Origin of the sequence: Paenibacillus lautus (assembly GCF_050482385.1) — a bacterium.
GTDB classification, from domain to species: domain Bacteria; phylum Bacillota; class Bacilli; order Paenibacillales; family Paenibacillaceae; genus Paenibacillus_AQ; species Paenibacillus_AQ lautus_B.
This window is the reverse complement of record NZ_JBCNHV010000010.1, coordinates 584,653-601,750: the sequence shown is the minus strand read 5'-3', so window position 1 is coordinate 601,750 and position 17,098 is coordinate 584,653. Positions and strand designations below refer to the sequence as shown.

Sequence of the window (17,098 nt, the reverse complement as noted above, 5' to 3'; positions counted from 1 at the left end):
GTATGACGGAATGAATTTGAAAAAGAATGTAAAGGAGCTAAAATCATGAATTTTCAGCAGATGATTTTGACGCTGCAGCAATTTTGGGCAGAACAGAATTGCATCATCGTGCAGCCGTACGACACGGAAAAGGGTGCCGGTACGATGAACCCGATGACATATTTGCGTTCGATCGGACCCGAGCCTTGGAATGTGGCTTATGTAGAGCCTTCCCGTCGCCCTGCTGACGGCCGCTATGGAGAGAATCCGAACCGTCTGTATCAGCATCACCAATTTCAGGTCATTTTGAAACCTTCGCCAGACAATATTCAAGAGCTGTATTTGGAGAGCTTGAAGCGTCTTGGCATCAATCCGCTTGATCATGACATCCGTTTTGTTGAGGACAATTGGGAAGCGCCGACGCTTGGCGCATGGGGCCTTGGCTGGGAAGTATGGCTGGATGGTATGGAAATTACGCAGTTTACGTATTTCCAGCAGGTTGGCGGCATCGATGCTAGCCCAGTCGCTGTAGAGATTACCTATGGTATGGAGCGTCTTGCATCCTACATCCAGGATAAAGAGAACGTGTTTGATCTGGAATGGGTAGACGGCATCACCTATGGAGACGTATTCCATCAGCCGGAATTCGAGCATTCGAAGTACACTTTTGAAGTATCCGACGTGAAGATGCTGTTTACGCTGTTTAACATGTATGAAGAAGAAGCGAACAAAGCAATGAACCAAAACTTAGTATTCCCGGCGTACGATTATGTTCTAAAATGCTCCCACACGTTTAACCTGCTGGATGCCAGAGGGGCGATCAGTGTAACGGAGAGAACGGGATACATTATGCGCGTGCGAAACCTGGCTCGTCAGGTTGCAGCCACGTATTTGGAAGAGCGCGAGAAGCTGGGCTTCCCGCTGATTAAGAAAGGGGGCGCAGACCATGTCTAAGGATTTATTGTTTGAAATCGGTCTGGAAGAAGTCCCGGCGAGATTTCTGCGCGCCGCGATGGAACAGCTGCAGGACAAATTGGTCAAATGGCTGGATGCTTCCAGAATCGGACATGGCGAAGTAACGGCATATGCTACGCCGCGCCGCTTGGCGGTTTGGGTACAGAACGTTGCGGATAAACAAGAGGACGTTAGCGAGGAAGTGAAAGGGCCTTCCCGCAAGATTGCGTTGGATGATAGCGGACAGTGGAGCAAGGCAGCGCTTGGTTTTGCAAAAAGCCAGGGCGTTGATCCCGAGAGTTTTACCTTTAAGGAGCTCGGCGGGGTAGAGTATATCTATGTGACGAAGAACAGCGTCGGCGTGGATACGAAGTCGATCCTGTCCGAAGGACTTCTTGGCATTTTGACTTCGATGACATTCCCGAAAAATATGCGCTGGGGGGCCCACGAATTCAAATTCGTCCGTCCGATTAAGTGGTTGGTCGCTTTGCTGGGCAGTGAGACGATTGATCTTGAAATTACGGGCGTGAAGGCGGGCAACGTGACCCGTGGTCACCGTTTCCTTGGTGGAGAAGCCGTTATTCCTGAGGCATCCGCTTACCGCGACGTATTGCGCGAACAGCATGTCATCGTAGACGTCAATGAACGCCAAGAGATGATTGTGTCGCAGATCCAGGCATTGGCCCAAGAGAAAGATTGGAATATCGCCATCAAGGATGATTTGCTCGAAGAGGTATTGTTCCTGGTTGAGACTCCAACTGTGTTGTATGGATCATTCGACTCCTCGTTCCTCCATATTCCGCAGGAAGTATTAATTACTTCAATGCGTGAGCATCAGCGGTATTTCCCTGTGCTGGATAAGCAGGGACAATTGCTTCCGTTTTTCGTAACGGTGCGCAGCGGGGACAGCCGTTCCCTGGACGTTATCGCTAGAGGGAATGAGAAGGTGCTGCGGGCTCGTTTGTCGGACGCCAAATTCTTCTATGAGGAAGATCAGAAGCTTCAGATCAAAGATGCCTTATCGAAGTTGGAGAGCATCGTTTTCCATGAGGAGCTGGGGACCATCGGCGATAAAGTCCGCAGAATCCGCCGGATTTCCGATCAGTTGTCCGCGAAGCTTAGCATTTCGGCTGACGAAGCTGATTCTGTGAGCCGTGCAGCCGATATTTGCAAATTCGATCTGGTGACCCAGATGGTTTATGAATTCCCTGAACTGCAGGGGGTTATGGGAGAGGATTATGCAAGAAAAGCCGGTGAGAAGGAGCAGGTCGCCAAAGCGGTATTTGAGCATTATCAGCCTCGCTTCGCCGGTGACGCAGTGCCTTCCACCTCGGTGGGATCCATCGTAAGTATCGCGGATAAAATCGACACGATTGTGGGATGCTTCTCCATCGGCATCATTCCGACAGGATCCCAGGATCCTTACGCACTTCGCCGTCAGGCGGCGGGCATCGTTCAGATTATCTTGGAGCACAAATTCCCGGTGACGTTATCGGACGTCTTCGGTGTGGCTCTGGAGGTTCATGAGAACATTCGCGTTTTGAAGCGCTCGACGGATGAAATCCGTAAGGACCTTAAAGAGTTCTTCGGGCTTCGTGTGAAGAAGCTGCTGTCCGAAGATCAGCGTTATGATGTGGTGGATGCCGTAATTACCGCTGGTTTTGATCATGTGGTGTCGGTTGTATCCCGCGGTCATGCCCTGATGAATGCTGTGGACCATGTCCAGGACTTCAAAACGACGGTAGAATCCTTCAACCGGGTCAGCAATTTGGCTGCCAAGGCTGGCAAGGCAGCGGTCAATCCTGAACTGTTTACGGAAACGGAAGAAGGCAAGCTTTATGAAGCTTGGAACGCGATTCGCGAAGATTACCATGCCGCGCTGCAAGCTGCTGACGGCGAACGTTCATTGTCCTTGCTGGGTGGACTCAAAGAACCGATTACCGGGTTTTTCGACTCCGTGATGGTCATGGCTGAGGACGAAGCGGTTCGGGCCAATCGTCTTGCACTGCTCTCCGGTATTGATGGAGATTTGAAGCGTTATGCCGATTTCACAAAATTAGTGTGGTAGTAGTGACAGCATGATTTTACTAATGTTATAATGCATTGTTCAGTGAAAGCGACAGCCCGTGGTTATGCACGGGATGGCGCTTTCGCTATGAACGGACGGAATCAAGCAAGTGAGGGCCATTGTTTATTTGAAGAGATAAGAAAGTATAAACTTCAGAGGCTTACCATCCTTATCTCGCAAGAAAAACTTCCGCTATACGCGGTCTGTCTTCTGTGAAAGTACGTCGATAGACGTTTTTCTTAGAAGAAGGATTTTAATCGGCCAAAGACGTATATAATAATATACAGCATAAAGATGAATCCAAGATTAACGATAAGAGCCGGTGATGCGAATGAACGAAAGCAATTCCATTTCGATCGTGGTTGACGGTGATGCGTGTCCAGTCAAGAAGGAAATCGCAGAGACTGCTCGTATATTTCGTGTGCCGGTACTGCTTGTTTCTTCCTATGATCATCTGCAGCAGGCAGAAGAAGGGGTTACGACGGTCCAGGTGGATCGGAGTGATCAAAGTGCGGATCTATACATCGCTAACCACATATCCAGGGGGGATATCGTAGTGACGCAGGATTATGGACTGGCTGCACTTGCGCTTGCCAAATCATGCCATGTGATATCCTTTCGTGGTCGTATTTTCCATAATGCGGATATCGATTTCATGCTGGATTCCCGTCACCATCAGGCGAAGGCGAGGAAGCAAGGAAAGTATGGCAAAGGGCCCAAAAAACTGCTTGACGAAGACCGGAGTTTTTTTCAACATAAACTGACAAAACTTTTGCATGAATTGCAGGAGAATGTCCACCCGTAGCGAATACTATTTACGTGCCAAAAGAGATGAAGGTGGTTTGGATGAGTACCGGACAAGGTAATATTCCGGATGATGTCATTGAGGAAGTACTGGCCAAAAGCGATATTGTGGACACGGTCAGCAAATACGTGCATCTTACCAAACAAGGGAAATACCTGAAGGGCTTGTGCCCGTTTCACTCAGAGAAGACTCCTTCCTTTACGGTTACACCGGAACGCCAAATCTTTTACTGCTATGGCTGCGGTAAGGGCGGAAACGCCATTAAATTTAGAATGGAAATCGAAGGATTTTCTTTCCCCGAAGCCGTAAAGACAATGGCAGAAGAGAATGATATCTCGTTGCCGGAAGGTCAAGGAGTTCCCGTAATTCCTCGTAATCCGGAAAAAGAGCGTTTGATTGAAGCCTATGAGCTTAGCGCCAAGCTGTACCATTTTCTGTTGAAGAACACGGAGCATGGTACGGAAGCCATGAAGTATTTACGATCCCGTGGAATGAGCGACAAAATGATTGACCAGTTCCAAATCGGTTATGCGCCAGATCGTTGGGACACGCTGGTTCAGTTCCTGACGAAGCGAGCCTTTGACTTGAAAGAGATGGAAAAGGGCGGTTTATTATCCGCAAGAAATGAACAAGAAGGCTATCTCGACCGTTTTCGCGGACGAATCATGTTTCCGATACATGACCGCAGCGGCAAGGTCATTGCGTTTGCTGGCAGAATACTGGGGGACGGTCAACCGAAGTATCTGAATTCCCCGGAGACACTTCTATTTAATAAGAGCCGCACATTGTACAACCTGCACCAGGCAAAGACATCCATACGCAAATTGCGTCAAATTCTGTTATTCGAAGGTTACGGTGATGTCATTTCGTCATGGGAAGCAGGACTTCACAATGGTGTGGCAACGATGGGGACCTCTCTAACGGAAAACCAAGTAGCAATCATGAAATCGGTGGCTGAAGAAGTTGTTGTTGTCTATGACGGTGATAAAGCCGGTATGGCTGCTGCGTTAAAAGTCATTCCAATGCTGGAAGGCGTTGGTCTCAGAGTACGAATCGCTTTGGTGAACGAAGGAATGGATCCCGATGATTACATCCGCAAATTCGGTGCCGAGCGTTTCAGGCATGTAGTAGAAACAGCTGTTTCAACAACAAAATTTAAACTTATATATCTGAAGAAAAACCATATACTGCTAGAAGAAGATGGTAAGATTGCGTACGCCAAAGAGGCATTGCCCATTATCGCAGTACTGAATTCCTCAACTGAACGAGAAGTTTATTTGAGGGAATTGTCCTCCGAGCTTCATCTTTCCTACGAGAGTCTTAAGCAGGATTGCAATCTGCTTCGGCAATCGATGCAAAAAAAGATGGGCGATGGGGATAATAAGGAAAAAAGGTGGAATAATGGTAGGCATAAAAAAGGGCGTCAGCCCGCCCCGGTACTTCTGCCTGCTTACCATGCTGCAGAGCGGCGGCTGCTGTCGCTGATGCTGCAGGATGCGGAGGCCGCGCGATACGTTGGCGATCGCCTGGGAGAAGCGTTTAATATTGAAGATCATGCGGCAATTGCTGCTTATCTATATGCTTTTTACGCACAGGGTAAATCTCCGGATATCAGCCGTTTCATGTCATCGCTCCACGACGATCGTTTGGAAATGACGGTCAGCTCGATCATGATGATGGAAGCACCAGCCGAGTGGAATGTTCAAGTGCTCGATGATTGCATACGTGAGGTGCTGAAATTTCCGCAGCAGAGAGAGATCGACCAGAAAAAAGAAGAGATGATAAAAGCGGAACGCTCAGGTGATTTTTTGCGAGCCGCACAAATTGCAAGTGAGATTATCGCCCTAGAAAGACAATGAAGCCCCGCACATTGCTGTTTCTAGGGAGGAGGGAGTCGAATGATGGCGAATGATCAGCATACTGAACTAGAAACGGAATTTACGCTGGATCAAGTCAAGGATCAGTTGATTGAACAGGGTAAAAAGAGATCCGTATTGAGCTATAAAGATATTATGGAGAAATTATCGCCATTTGATCAGGACACGGAGCAGATGGAAGAGTTCTATGAGCAGCTGGCCGACCTGGGTATCGATGTAGTAAATGAGAATGATGAAGAGGTTACTCACCGGCAATCGGGAGATTCGGAATCCCATGATAATGAGGATTTTGGGTTTGACGACGATCTTTCACTGCCTCCAGGGATCAAGATTAACGATCCGGTACGGATGTATCTGAAGGAAATTGGACGGGTTCCGCTGTTGTCAGCTGATGATGAGATTGAACTTGCCAACCGGATTGAACAGGGGGATGAGGAGGCCAAGCGCCGTTTGGCCGAAGCCAACCTGCGTCTCGTTGTAAGTATCGCAAAGCGTTATGTCGGACGAGGAATGCTGTTCCTGGATTTGATTCAGGAGGGCAACATGGGTTTGATCAAAGCCGTGGAGAAGTTCGATTACAAAAAGGGTTTTAAATTCAGTACGTATGCGACCTGGTGGATTCGCCAAGCGATCACCCGTGCTATTGCTGACCAGGCCCGTACCATCCGAATTCCTGTGCATATGGTGGAGACCATCAACAAACTGATTCGTGTATCCAGACAGCTTCTGCAGGAGCTCGGACGTGAGCCTTCGCCGGAGGAAATTGCTGCAGAGATGGAACTCAGTGTTGAGAAAGTTCGGGAGATTATGAAGATTGCCCAAGAGCCGGTTTCGCTGGAAACGCCAATCGGTGAAGAAGACGATTCCCATCTTGGCGATTTCATCGAGGATCAAGAAGCGCTCGCTCCTGCGGACGCGGCTGCTTACGAGCTTCTAAAGGAACAGCTCGAAGATGTGCTGGATACGCTGACAGAGCGCGAGGAGAATGTGCTTCGTCTTCGTTTCGGACTCGATGATGGCCGCACGAGAACACTCGAAGAGGTCGGCAAGGTGTTCGGTGTTACACGCGAACGGATTCGGCAAATCGAAGCGAAAGCGCTCCGTAAGCTTCGTCACCCAAGCCGCAGCAAGCGGTTAAAGGATTTTCTCGAATAGCTTAATCCACGGACCTTCTGCAGTAACGGCAGCAGGTCCTTTTTTTCGAATTCATGCATCGCATGTATAAGTTTCTTGGTTATGGAATTTCTTCCTGCATTTGTTTTATTGGTCTTTATTTTAGCTCTTTTTCAGACCCATTGCAAATGACCTGGCACAACTTTATTTTCACCGGCTTTGCCGGTTTGCAGTTTGGTATCGTCTCTGTTAGGGTAAGGAATAGATCGTGATTTGGACGAAAATATGGAATGGTAAGGTGTGTCAACCGTGAAATTATCAAGAAGATTAACGCAAATACTGGAGAAAATTCCACGCGGCAGCCGACTTGCAGATATCGGTTCCGATCATGCCCTGCTGCCTGTCGCTGCCGTAGAGAGCGGAGCTGCCATTCAAGCGATCGCCGGTGAAGTTAATCCCGGCCCTTATGATGCTGCTGTCAAGCAGGTCATCGAATCAGGGATGACGGATGTCATCAGCGTGCGAAGAGGAGACGGTTTGAATGTACTCTCAGCCGGTGAGGCCGACGTCATTACGATTGCCGGTATGGGCGGCAGTTTAATTGCAGCGATTTTGGACCGCGGCATCGATAAGCTGGAAGGCGTCCGCAGGTTGGTCCTGCAGCCAAATGTAGGAGAAGATATTTTGCGCAAATGGCTGTACTCCCATGGCTGGGTGCTGATCGAGGAATTGATCCTAGAGGAAGACGGCAAAATTTACGAAGTGCTGATCGCCGAGCCTTCGCATACAACAGACCTGACGAATGAGCAGGTATACACGGAAAGGACGATTGGAGACGGTGTCCGGTTATCCACGGACTGGCTTTTCCGTATGGGACCTTGGCTGACGAAGTCCCCGAATCCGGTGTTCTACGATAAATGGAAGTCGGAGATGGAGAAGCTGGGGTATATTCTTCAATCGCTATCCCGTTCAGATCTCACCACGGCAGCCGATAAGGCGAGTGAGATGCGATCGGATATCGAGTTTATTCAGGAGGTGCTGGCATGCTTGCCAAAGGACAAACGGTAATTCAATACATGGAGCAATTGGCTCCGAAGCACGTGGCCGAACCTGATGACCGAATCGGCCTCCAGCTTGGAACCTTGCAAAAGGACATTCGCACGGTGCTGATTGCACTGGATGTCAATGATGAAGTGGTGGATGAAGCCATTGAGCTTGGAGCTGACCTGATTATCGCGCATCATGCAATTATATACCGTCCGCTGAAACAACTGCAGACGGATACGCCAATGGGCAAGGTATACGAGAAGCTGATCAAACACGACATTGCGGTATATATAAGCCATACCAACCTGGACGTAACCGAAGGCGGGATGAACGATTGGATGGCGGAAGCCTTGGGAATCGAGAATACGTCGCCTATTCATGATATGCATAATGAACAGTTGTCCAAGCTGGTGGTATTTGTGCCGAAGAGTCATCATCAAGAGGTGCTGGATGCTGTGCTCGGCGCTGGTGCAGGCTGGATCGGAAATTACAGCCACTGCAGCTTCAATATCGAGGGCTTTGGCACCTATGTCCCGCGAGAAGGCAGTAACCCTTTTCTAGGTCGGGAAGGCAAGATGGAACGTGCAAATGAGGTTCGAATCGAGACGATTGTTCCTCATGCCATCCGAAATAAAGTGATCCAGGCGATGCTGAAGGCGCATCCTTATGAAGAGGTTGCCTATGATCTGTATGCGATGGACCTTAAGGGGAGATCCCTTGGTCTTGGCCGGGTGGGTAAGCTAAAGGAGCCTAAGACGTTGGCTGAGCTGGTAGACGTGGTAAAAGAGAAGCTGGAGGTCCCTCATGTTCGTGTCGTAGGAGAACTCGACCGCACTATCCGCAAGGCGGCCGTCATAGGGGGCTCCGGAGGACGCTACATGATGAAAGCACTGTTCCGAGGAGCTGATGTGCTGGTAACGGGAGATGTGGATTATCATACCGCACAGGATGCACTCGCAGCGGGACTTACGATCATTGATCCGGGTCATAATGCCGAGAAGATCATGAAGGTCAAAGTGGCCGAGTGGATGGAACAGAAACTGCAGGAGCATAAGTACGAAACCCGGGTTGTCGCTTCCCGAATCAATACAGAGCCGTTCCAGTTCGTTTAAAGAACCGAATTGTAAGACATGGAAAAGTGTTCTCATTTTGACGTGGCCATGAACATTACTTCGTCCAAAGCTGGGAAATTAATCAGCTGTTGTTAATGTTTAATGGGTTGTGTACCGCTTCAAATCACTGTATAATATATAATGTTGTCCGGAAAGTTTGACAGACAATCGCTGGCGGCGTCAAAGCCGCGAGAGGAAAGTCCGGGCTCCATAGGGCAGGGTGCTGGATAACGTCCAGTCAGCGCGAGTTGAAGGATAGTGCCACAGAAATGGACCGCCGATGGCCGCCTTAGGGTGGCACAGGCAAGGATGGAACCGAGGTGTAAGAGACCCCGAGGAACGCTGGTGACTTCGTTCCTGGTAAACCCCACCTGGAGCAAGACCTAATGGGACGCAGTCTCCTTCGAGGAGACAGCCTTAGCCCGAGGCGCGTCCGGGTTGGTCGCTTGAGTCGATTAGTAATGATCGGCCTAGATAGATGATTGTCGCTCATGGTGGCAGGGTAGTTCCCGCTATGACCACGAAGAGCACAGAACCCGGCTTACGGAAAGCTTTCCAAACTGAACAACATATTGCTTTACGGATATCGCAATGGTACAAACGCGCATTTTCTTTACATTCCTCATCAGGTGTGTAAAGGAAATGCGCGTTTTTCTTATGGTCCCATGAAAATATTAGGAGTTCATCTGCCCTTTAAGGATAATCGTCCATACCAAATAGCCCCTTGGGTAATAAACTATAATCATCAACGGAAAGGAGATGCAAAAAACATGTTTTGTCATAACGAAAATCCATGTCCTCCTGTGTCACCGATCGTGTGCGACCCGATCGTGGTCGTTAGAGACCACTATGTACCGCAAATCGTCCCTGTCATTCATCCGATTAAAGTGGTGGATAAGATTCACTGCGTACCTGTAGAAAAACATCTATATACGTACAGCGAAGAAGAAGTCGTTAACAAAAATGTAGGTTATGGCGGAGTTACGGTCTCCAGCAAGCGTTCGAAGAAAGCTGCAGCACGTACTAGCCGCTCCCGCCGGAAAAAATAGTAACGGCTCCTTGCCTCCCATCATGAATAAAGCAGCTAACGCTAATGAGGCGGAAGCTGCTTTATTTCACGTATTTTATTCGTTGAAGCTCTTTAATTTGCGAAGCTCCCGCTTCAGATTCTGAAGCGTTTGACCTGGCCACAATTGGAGAGGAACTTCGGGCACGCCAACCGCTTTCAAGGATTGGAAAATATCAATCTGACCATGACCGTAATATTTATCTTTTCCTTTATCGCCAAGATCGACCGCTTGGTTTATCATGACGTCCATGACTTCCTGATTGGTCAGTTCAGGGTTAAGGGAACGAATGAGACCTGCCATGGCAGCTGCGTGGGGACTGGCCATGGAGGTTCCGGATAGAGCTGCGTATTGATTCCCTGGAAAGGTGCTTGCAATATTGGTCCCTGGAGCAGCCACGTCGATATAATCGCCGTAGTTGGAATATTCCGCCCGTTTCTGATTGGAATCCGTTGCGGCGACGGCAAGCACTTCCGGGTAGGCGGCAGGATAACCAGGGCGCTCCGTGTTGTCATTGCCTGAGGCGGCAACAAGGACGACGTCACGATCATAAGCATATTTCACGGCATCATGCAGGAACTGGGAGTCCGCATAGTTGCCTAGACTCATATTGATCACCTTGGCTCCGTGATCCGTCGCCCAAATAATCCCTTCTGCGACAGCATAGGTTGTTCCTGATCCGGATCCGTCAAGCGCCTTGACCGGCATGATTTTGTTGTACCAGCTTACCCCGGCAACACCTTCACCGTTATTGACCAGGGCGCCGATGATCCCGGCCACATGCGTACCATGACCAACATCATCCAAGGGTTGCTTGTCCTTGTCTACAATGTTGTACCCTTCCACCAACTGCCCATTCAAATCGGAATGCTGAAGATCCACTCCTGTATCCACGACTGCAATGACCACATCTTCACTGCCCCTGGATAAATCCCAGCCCCGGTTCGTCTCAATGACGGGCAAATTCCACTGATACTCAGAAAACAGCAAATCATTCGGGATATTGACCTGAGCGTTCGCTCCATCCGGTAAGGAATCCGAGGTTACCCTGGATTGATGGGGGCGATCATTGGTTAAATAGATGTAGTGAGGCTCGGTATATTTGGGTTTCCACTTCTGCTCGAAATAGGAGCGGAGTTTAAGGTAGTCCATATCCTTGGAACGAAAAACATAAGCATAGCCAAGTTTCCTCGGCGTTTCACACGATATTTCCTTAGAGATATCGAGGAGCTGCTGCTGTGACGGCTCATGTTGAAAGGACACCACAATTTCATTTTCGTAAAAGTGACTGGCCTTCTCATTATCATGTCCGGTTTTAACGGTAATGTCGGAGAGGGTATCCGCATGAATGGATTCGACCTTGAATTTTCCTTCTTTCGGGTACGGAATTAAGCGCAGATTCCGCTTCTGGTGATTGCTTACTTCATGCAGTATGCCTTGATTAACCAAGGCGGCAGCGCCATATTTGCCATCCTTGGACGGCTCTGCAACAACAAAATAAGGCTGCCCCGCGACATTGAACTTGGGTGAATCATAAGTTTCTCCCCGTTTAAGTTTCTGCTGCGCCATTTGGAAATGATGAGTAATCAGATTTTTATCTTTTTTGTTTAGTTTGGGAAGCAAACCCTGTATATCTGTCATTTTGTTCTGCTTAAGGTTATACCACCGTACTTGCTGAAAATGCTTGTGAAACTTTTGTTCTTTTTGCGTGTAGGCTTTTATTTGACCTGGGCTGCGCAAAGCGTTATTGTTCAGCATCCTGCGCAGATGACCTTTTGCATCAATACGGTTTAGTTGATCCGTTGCCTGGATATCGCTTTGCATGGTAAAGTGCTTGGCCTTGTTCTCCTGTTTGGGATTTAAAGGCTGTGTTGGTTCAGCCGTTGGAGCCGGCTGTTTCGAACCGGGGATGAACAGTAAGATCAGAAGCACACCAAGAACTGACGCTGCACCTAGAATGGTCCACAAGGTACGAGATTTCACAAAATTTCCTCCTCGCCGCATTTCATGATTTAAGTAGTCTTAGCGTGGGAAGAGTGAATCCTTTTTATGCGTTCCATTTCGTGATAAAACGGATGTGAGTTCGCAAAATGAAATGTACTAAAAATAACCGTGTAAGTGTATTCATGATAGGGATTTCGTTATCCCAAAATTTGTGTTAGGATAGTACATATTATAACGGCCGCCAGGTTATATGACCTGTAGGGTCACGACCATTTAAGGGGGATCTATCGTAATGCCAGCAGACAATCTTCAGAAATTATGCTCAGAGTCCAGAGAAAAGTTGAAATCTGCTATTTCGATTATGGAAACGTTTTTGAATGAACATGCTTTATCCCAATTGGTAACGGAACAGGACGAGGAAACCGTTCATTTTTACAAAGGATTTCTGTCGGATGTTCGCCATTTGCTTGTGTTTTCTGAAGTTTCCTATGAGAAGCTAGGTGTTGTACAGCGTCGCCCTAATTTTGATATCGATTTTGCCGAGAAGGCTTTGTATAATTTGTATCACCGCTGTGTCAACAGTTTCTTCTATCCCAAAAATGAAAGCTATTCTGAAGATGGTCGTTACGCCTATACTGGACAGGATGCGATTCGTTTCCGGAAGAAACCGGTTCGTCCTGCTCGTGATGTCATTATGAACATTACCAAGATTTATGAGGAGCTACGTGATGATCTTGCTTACTACGAAAGCGATTATTTGACGGAGCGCCGCATGCAATCAGAGAAAAGTCACGCTTAACATATTAAGGAATACTCAAGAGATGCCAACCATTGGCATCTCTTTTTTCGTTTCGCGGCTTAGGCACCAACTGACAATCGTTCTTGTGCATACCGGCAGTAAACTAAGGAAAAAATGTTGAAGAGGTGATGCTAAAATGGCCAACGAAGCCAAACCATTAGTGAAGTGCAGTGTCAGCAATTGCCATTACTGGGGAGAACAAAACTTATGTCATGCCGAGATGATTATGATTGAAATTGACCGTCATGCGAATGTGAAACTGAATGAAGAGTATGGAGCAGAGCCTTACGTAGACGACCATCAGGATGTTGCTGACAAGTCTTCCGAGACCTGTTGTTTGACCTTTAAGCCGAAGGGCTGACGGGGAAAAGCCGGATAAAGTCAGGGTGCTGGGCACTTTAGGATGATGGAAATGGAGGAAGCGCGTTTATGGATAAAAAACATCGCAATCACAAAATGAAGGTTGTTGAAGGCAAGCGAAACAGGGTAGACTTCCCGCGCAAAGATCATCGTGAAGAATATGCAGCCGAGGTTGCTCCCCCTAGGGATGCCTCCGCACGAAGAGCAGACGAGGATAAGGCAGACGTTTCTACCGGACGTACTGTCGGATATGTGGGCTTGGTATTGGGCATCGCCTCCTTGTTCATGTGGTCGGTTATCCTGGGGCCCATCGCAGCGGTTGTTGGATATTACGCGTACAGCAAAGGAAGCAGGACGACAGGCGCATGGTCAATCGGACTCGGCATATTGGCAACGCTCAGTTATTTTATCTTGATTCCTTTCAGTAGATAATTTTTGTAATGATGTGAATATGGGCGGATCAACTAGTGAGTGGTTGATTCGCTTATTTTTTTGCCGAATAGGTCTAGCAGATTGTTCCAGTTCCATGATAAAATAAAGGACAAGTATGAAATTTTGCTGCAGAAAGTGAGTTAAACGATGCAAATAGATCCGATATCATGGAAGCAAATGACCGATATACCACAGATGAATACGAATTCCACCGAGTCGGCAACCGGATTTGTCAATGTGCTAAGCAGCCTGCTTACCGAAGATTCCGCCTCCAAGCCGGTTGAACGTTCCGTGACACAGCTTGCGCCGGGCGTAACCTTTAAGGATGGACTGTTGTGGCAGCAGCTAGGAGCTGTAGATGAATCCGCCTCGTCTATACCAATGGAGGGGGTCGTGCATGACACGGGGGCAACAAAGCCAACAACCTTTGAGGATTTAATTACAGCAGCAGGGGAACGGTATGGTGTGCCAGTATCGCTGATTAAAGCGGTCATCGATGCGGAATCCTCCTTTAATCCGAATGCGGTGTCCTCTGCAGGAGCCAAGGGCCTGATGCAGCTGATGGACGGCACAGCAAGGGGACTTGGGGTAAGCAACCCTTTTGATCCGGCTCAGAACATCGAAGGTGGTACTAAATATTTATCCAATCTGATTCAGCGGTTTGGCGGAGAAAAGGCTATGGTTCTCGCAGCGTATAATGCAGGTCCAACCCGTATCGCGAATTTGGGTGTATCCAGTGATGAAGAGCTGATGTCCGTTGCTCATGAATTACCTGAGGAAACGCAGGCATATATTAGTAAAGTCATGAATGCACAATCAAAATACACTTTATAAACCCGCTTGGGGATAAATAGAAACCTGATAGAGGATCAAACGATAAGCGCCCACTTTGTCCGATCTAAGATGGAGTGCGGCTTTACCGTTTGGTCTTTTTGTGTAAATATAAAGGTCTGGAATAATAAGTTCTACAACGTGCGATGTGTAAGATGGAAAGGGGAATTTACCTTGATATATTGGGATCACGCTGCAACGACCCCTCCCTATGATGAAGTAGTGGACACGATGGCGGAAATCATGAAAATGCATTATGCTAATCCCTCAGCCCTTCATCGTTCAGGCGAGGCTGCCGCTAAACTGCTGAAGAAGGCAAGAGAGGTGTGTGCAGCCGCGCTGGACGTTTTGCCGACGGAGATCGTATTTACATCCGGGGCAACCGAAGGCAATAACATGGCGATTAAAGGGACTGCGATGCAGTACAGCAGCCGGGGCCGGCATATCATCACGACGGGAACAGAGCATCCTTCCGTATATGAATGCTGCAAACAGCTGGAAACGTTGGGATGGGAAGTGACCTATCTCCCGGTGGATGCCGCCGGTGTGGTGGATCTGGCTGCTTTGACGGAAGCTGTGCGCAAAGATACGGTGCTCGTCAGCATCATGCATGTCAATAATGAGACGGGGGCCGTCCAGCCGCTGGCTGAAGTGGGGCGTATCGTCAAGGAACGAAATTCACGAACGCTGCTGCATATCGATGGCGTACAGGGATTTGGCAAGCTGCCGGTTACTCTTTCCGAGTGGCAGGCCGACTTATACAGCCTGTCTGCACATAAATTCAATGGCCCGAGAGGAATGGGCGTGCTGTACATTAAGCAAGGCGTGCAGTTGTTCCCGTTGGTATCGGGCGGATCGCAGGAGAATGGGCACCGGGCAGGAACGGAGAATGTTGCCGGAGCGGTAGCAATGTCGAAGGCCATGCGATTATCCAGAGAACGCCAGCCCGAGTTTTATGCAAGGATGACGGAAGTAAGGGAGCTTCTGCTCCAGGGAATAGACAAAATTCCAGGATTGGTGTTAAACAGCAGTGAGCAGAATGCGCCTCATATCATTCATTTTTCGTATCCGGGATTAAAACCTGAGGTGATGGTCCATGCTCTGGAAGAGATGGGGATGCTCGTATCAACCAAATCCGCTTGCTCCTCTAAATTAAGCGAACCCAGCCGGGTCCTGTTAGCGATGGGGAAGGACATGGACATTGCTTCCTCCGGAATTCGTATCAGTCTTGGCAAAGAGCATCAGCTGGGCGATGCAGCGCGACTAGTCGAAGTTTTGGCCAAAGTTTGCGGGAACCTGCGTCCCATTATAGAAAGAGAGGGTAACCGAAGATGACTTACGATAAACTGCTGCTTCGCTTTGGCGAATTTACCCTAAAAGGCAAAAACCGCAACCGATTCGAGAGATCGGTATTGAATCATATTCGAAGCGTGCTCAAACCGTTTCCGGAAGCGAAAATCGTTAAGGAATACGGCCGCTTGTACGTCGAGCTTAACGGGGAGTCACCGGAGGCTCTGATCCAAGTTCTTAAAAAAGTATTTGGTCTTGTTTCCATCAGTCCGGTTCGCGTATGTCCTTCCGAGCTTGACCGCATTATCGAAACAGCGGTTGATTTTGTGGGACAGAAGGAACTAGCTGACCCGTCGACCTTCAAAGTCAATGCGAGAAGGGTGTGGAAACAATTCCCTCACTCCTCGCAAGAGATGAACCATTTAGTCGGATCACCTTTGCTGCGGACCTATCCCCAGCTTAAAGTAAAGGTAAAGCAGCCCGATATGGAGCTTCGTGTGGAAATTCGGGAGAACGAGACGTATTTGTACTATGAAGTAATCCCAGGCGCCGGCGGGTACCCGATTGGCACGAATGGGAAGGCCATGCTGCTCCTCTCGGGGGGGATTGATAGTCCTGTAGCGGGCTGGTCGGCTATGCGCAGGGGCCTTGAAATAGAATGTGTACACTTCTACAGCTTCCCTTACACGAGCCAACTGGCGAAGGAAAAGGTAATGGAGCTAACCAGGCTGTTATCGGGCTTTACCGGCAAAATCAAGCTGCACCTCGTTCCATTTACCGATGTACAGACTTCATTTGTGGGTATCGGCCAGGATAACCTGATCATTACGTTTATGCGCAGAGCGATGTTAAGGATTACTTCCTCGCTTGCGGAGCGGGAAGGGGCATTGGCGATCGTGACGGGTGACAGTCTCGGACAAGTTGCCAGTCAGACGCTGCCGAGCATGAATGTGATCGGCAGAGCCACTGAGCTGCCGCTGCTGCGGCCGCTCGTTATGATGGATAAGAACGATATCATTAATATCGCGATGGACATTGGTACATTCGAGACATCCATTCTGCCGTATGAGGATTGCTGTACGTTGTTTGTGCCAAAATCGCCCACCACCAATCCGAATTTGAAGATCATCGAGAAGGTGGAGGCTTCTATTACCGAGCTGCCTGCACGGATCCAAGCAGCGATTGAAGGTACGGAGACCGTGGTCATCACCCCGGACAGTAAAATCGGCGAGCTGGGCGAGAAGCATGCGGAGCCGGTGGTAAACGAAGACTGGTTTTAGTCGAGTATCAAACGAAGGTTAACATTCTGTAGCAGTGAAGCGAACGAGTATGGGCCCGTTTGGTACTGCCAACATAAAAACAACACCCCAAAGCTTCTTGGAAGCCTTGGGGTGTTGTTTTTTATCGCGCGTATGAAGTT

At 48.7% G+C, this 17,098-nt stretch carries 15 protein-coding genes and 1 other RNA gene; 15 read left to right on the top strand and 1 reads right to left on the bottom strand.

Going from position 1 to position 17,098, the window contains the following annotated elements:
* Positions 1–45 precede the first annotated feature (45 nt).
* From glyQ to ABEW73_RS13965, 9 genes are all read left to right on the top strand, one after another.
* Positions 46–933 carry a glycine--tRNA ligase subunit alpha gene (gene glyQ / locus ABEW73_RS14005; protein WP_071223067.1) on the top strand — a complete coding sequence of 296 codons (888 nt, stop codon included), beginning with the start codon at positions 46–48 and terminating at the stop codon, positions 931–933.
* Complete coding sequence (gene glyS, locus ABEW73_RS14000) at positions 926–3,001, top strand: glycine--tRNA ligase subunit beta (protein ID WP_430166999.1); 2,076 nt, start codon at positions 926–928, stop codon at positions 2,999–3,001. Before glyQ ends, glyS begins: the two co-directional genes overlap by 8 nt.
* A 325-nt stretch (positions 3,002–3,326) precedes the next feature.
* Positions 3,327–3,806, top strand: a complete 480-nt coding sequence (locus ABEW73_RS13995; protein ID WP_430166997.1) for a YaiI/YqxD family protein — start codon at positions 3,327–3,329, stop codon at positions 3,804–3,806.
* A 41-nt stretch (positions 3,807–3,847) separates the two neighbouring features.
* Entirely contained in the window at positions 3,848–5,665 is a 1,818-nt protein-coding gene (gene dnaG, locus ABEW73_RS13990) for a DNA primase (RefSeq protein ID WP_098742717.1), read from the top strand.
* A gap of 42 nt (positions 5,666–5,707) precedes the next feature.
* Positions 5,708–6,838, top strand: a complete 1,131-nt coding sequence (gene rpoD, locus ABEW73_RS13985; protein ID WP_430167290.1) for an RNA polymerase sigma factor RpoD — start codon at positions 5,708–5,710, stop codon at positions 6,836–6,838.
* Positions 6,839–7,105: 267 nt separating this feature from the next.
* Entirely contained in the window at positions 7,106–7,864 is a 759-nt protein-coding gene (locus tag ABEW73_RS13980; RefSeq protein WP_430166995.1) for a tRNA (adenine(22)-N(1))-methyltransferase, read from the top strand.
* Positions 7,840–8,955 (top strand): Nif3-like dinuclear metal center hexameric protein, encoded by a 1,116-nt coding sequence (locus ABEW73_RS13975; RefSeq protein ID WP_430166993.1) that lies wholly within the window; start codon positions 7,840–7,842, stop codon positions 8,953–8,955. Before ABEW73_RS13980 ends, ABEW73_RS13975 begins: the two co-directional genes overlap by 25 nt.
* A 152-nt stretch (positions 8,956–9,107) precedes the next feature.
* Positions 9,108–9,514: RNase P RNA component class A (gene rnpB, locus ABEW73_RS13970), an RNA gene on the top strand.
* A gap of 211 nt (positions 9,515–9,725) precedes the next feature.
* Positions 9,726–10,004, top strand: a complete 279-nt coding sequence (locus ABEW73_RS13965; RefSeq protein ID WP_430166991.1) for a hypothetical protein — start codon at positions 9,726–9,728, stop codon at positions 10,002–10,004.
* Positions 10,005–10,079: 75 nt separating this feature from the next.
* Here ABEW73_RS13965 and ABEW73_RS13960 read toward each other — a convergent pair whose 3' ends face one another.
* Positions 10,080–12,005: a S8 family peptidase gene (locus ABEW73_RS13960; RefSeq protein ID WP_430166989.1), complete on the bottom strand. Its 1,926-nt coding sequence runs from the start codon at positions 12,003–12,005 to the stop codon at positions 10,080–10,082.
* 253 nt (positions 12,006–12,258) lie between these two features.
* Between ABEW73_RS13960 and ABEW73_RS13955 the strand changes: the two genes are divergently transcribed.
* From ABEW73_RS13955 to thiI, 6 genes are all read left to right on the top strand, one after another.
* Positions 12,259–12,765, top strand: coding sequence for a YpuI family protein (locus ABEW73_RS13955; RefSeq protein ID WP_006209041.1), 507 nt, complete (start codon positions 12,259–12,261; stop codon positions 12,763–12,765).
* A 136-nt stretch (positions 12,766–12,901) separates the two neighbouring features.
* Positions 12,902–13,126 carry a DUF1540 domain-containing protein gene (locus ABEW73_RS13950; RefSeq protein ID WP_006209042.1) on the top strand — a complete coding sequence of 75 codons (225 nt, stop codon included), beginning with the start codon at positions 12,902–12,904 and terminating at the stop codon, positions 13,124–13,126.
* A 68-nt stretch (positions 13,127–13,194) separates the two neighbouring features.
* Positions 13,195–13,557, top strand: coding sequence for a hypothetical protein (locus ABEW73_RS13945; protein ID WP_430166987.1), 363 nt, complete (start codon positions 13,195–13,197; stop codon positions 13,555–13,557).
* 147 nt (positions 13,558–13,704) lie between these two features.
* Positions 13,705–14,391: a lytic transglycosylase domain-containing protein gene (locus tag ABEW73_RS13940; RefSeq protein WP_430166985.1), complete on the top strand. Its 687-nt coding sequence runs from the start codon at positions 13,705–13,707 to the stop codon at positions 14,389–14,391.
* 171 nt (positions 14,392–14,562) lie between these two features.
* Entirely contained in the window at positions 14,563–15,723 is a 1,161-nt protein-coding gene (locus ABEW73_RS13935; RefSeq protein WP_430166983.1) for a cysteine desulfurase family protein, read from the top strand.
* Positions 15,720–16,958: a tRNA uracil 4-sulfurtransferase ThiI gene (thiI, locus tag ABEW73_RS13930; RefSeq protein ID WP_430166981.1), complete on the top strand. Its 1,239-nt coding sequence runs from the start codon at positions 15,720–15,722 to the stop codon at positions 16,956–16,958. Before ABEW73_RS13935 ends, thiI begins: the two co-directional genes overlap by 4 nt.
* Positions 16,959–17,098 lie beyond the last annotated feature (140 nt).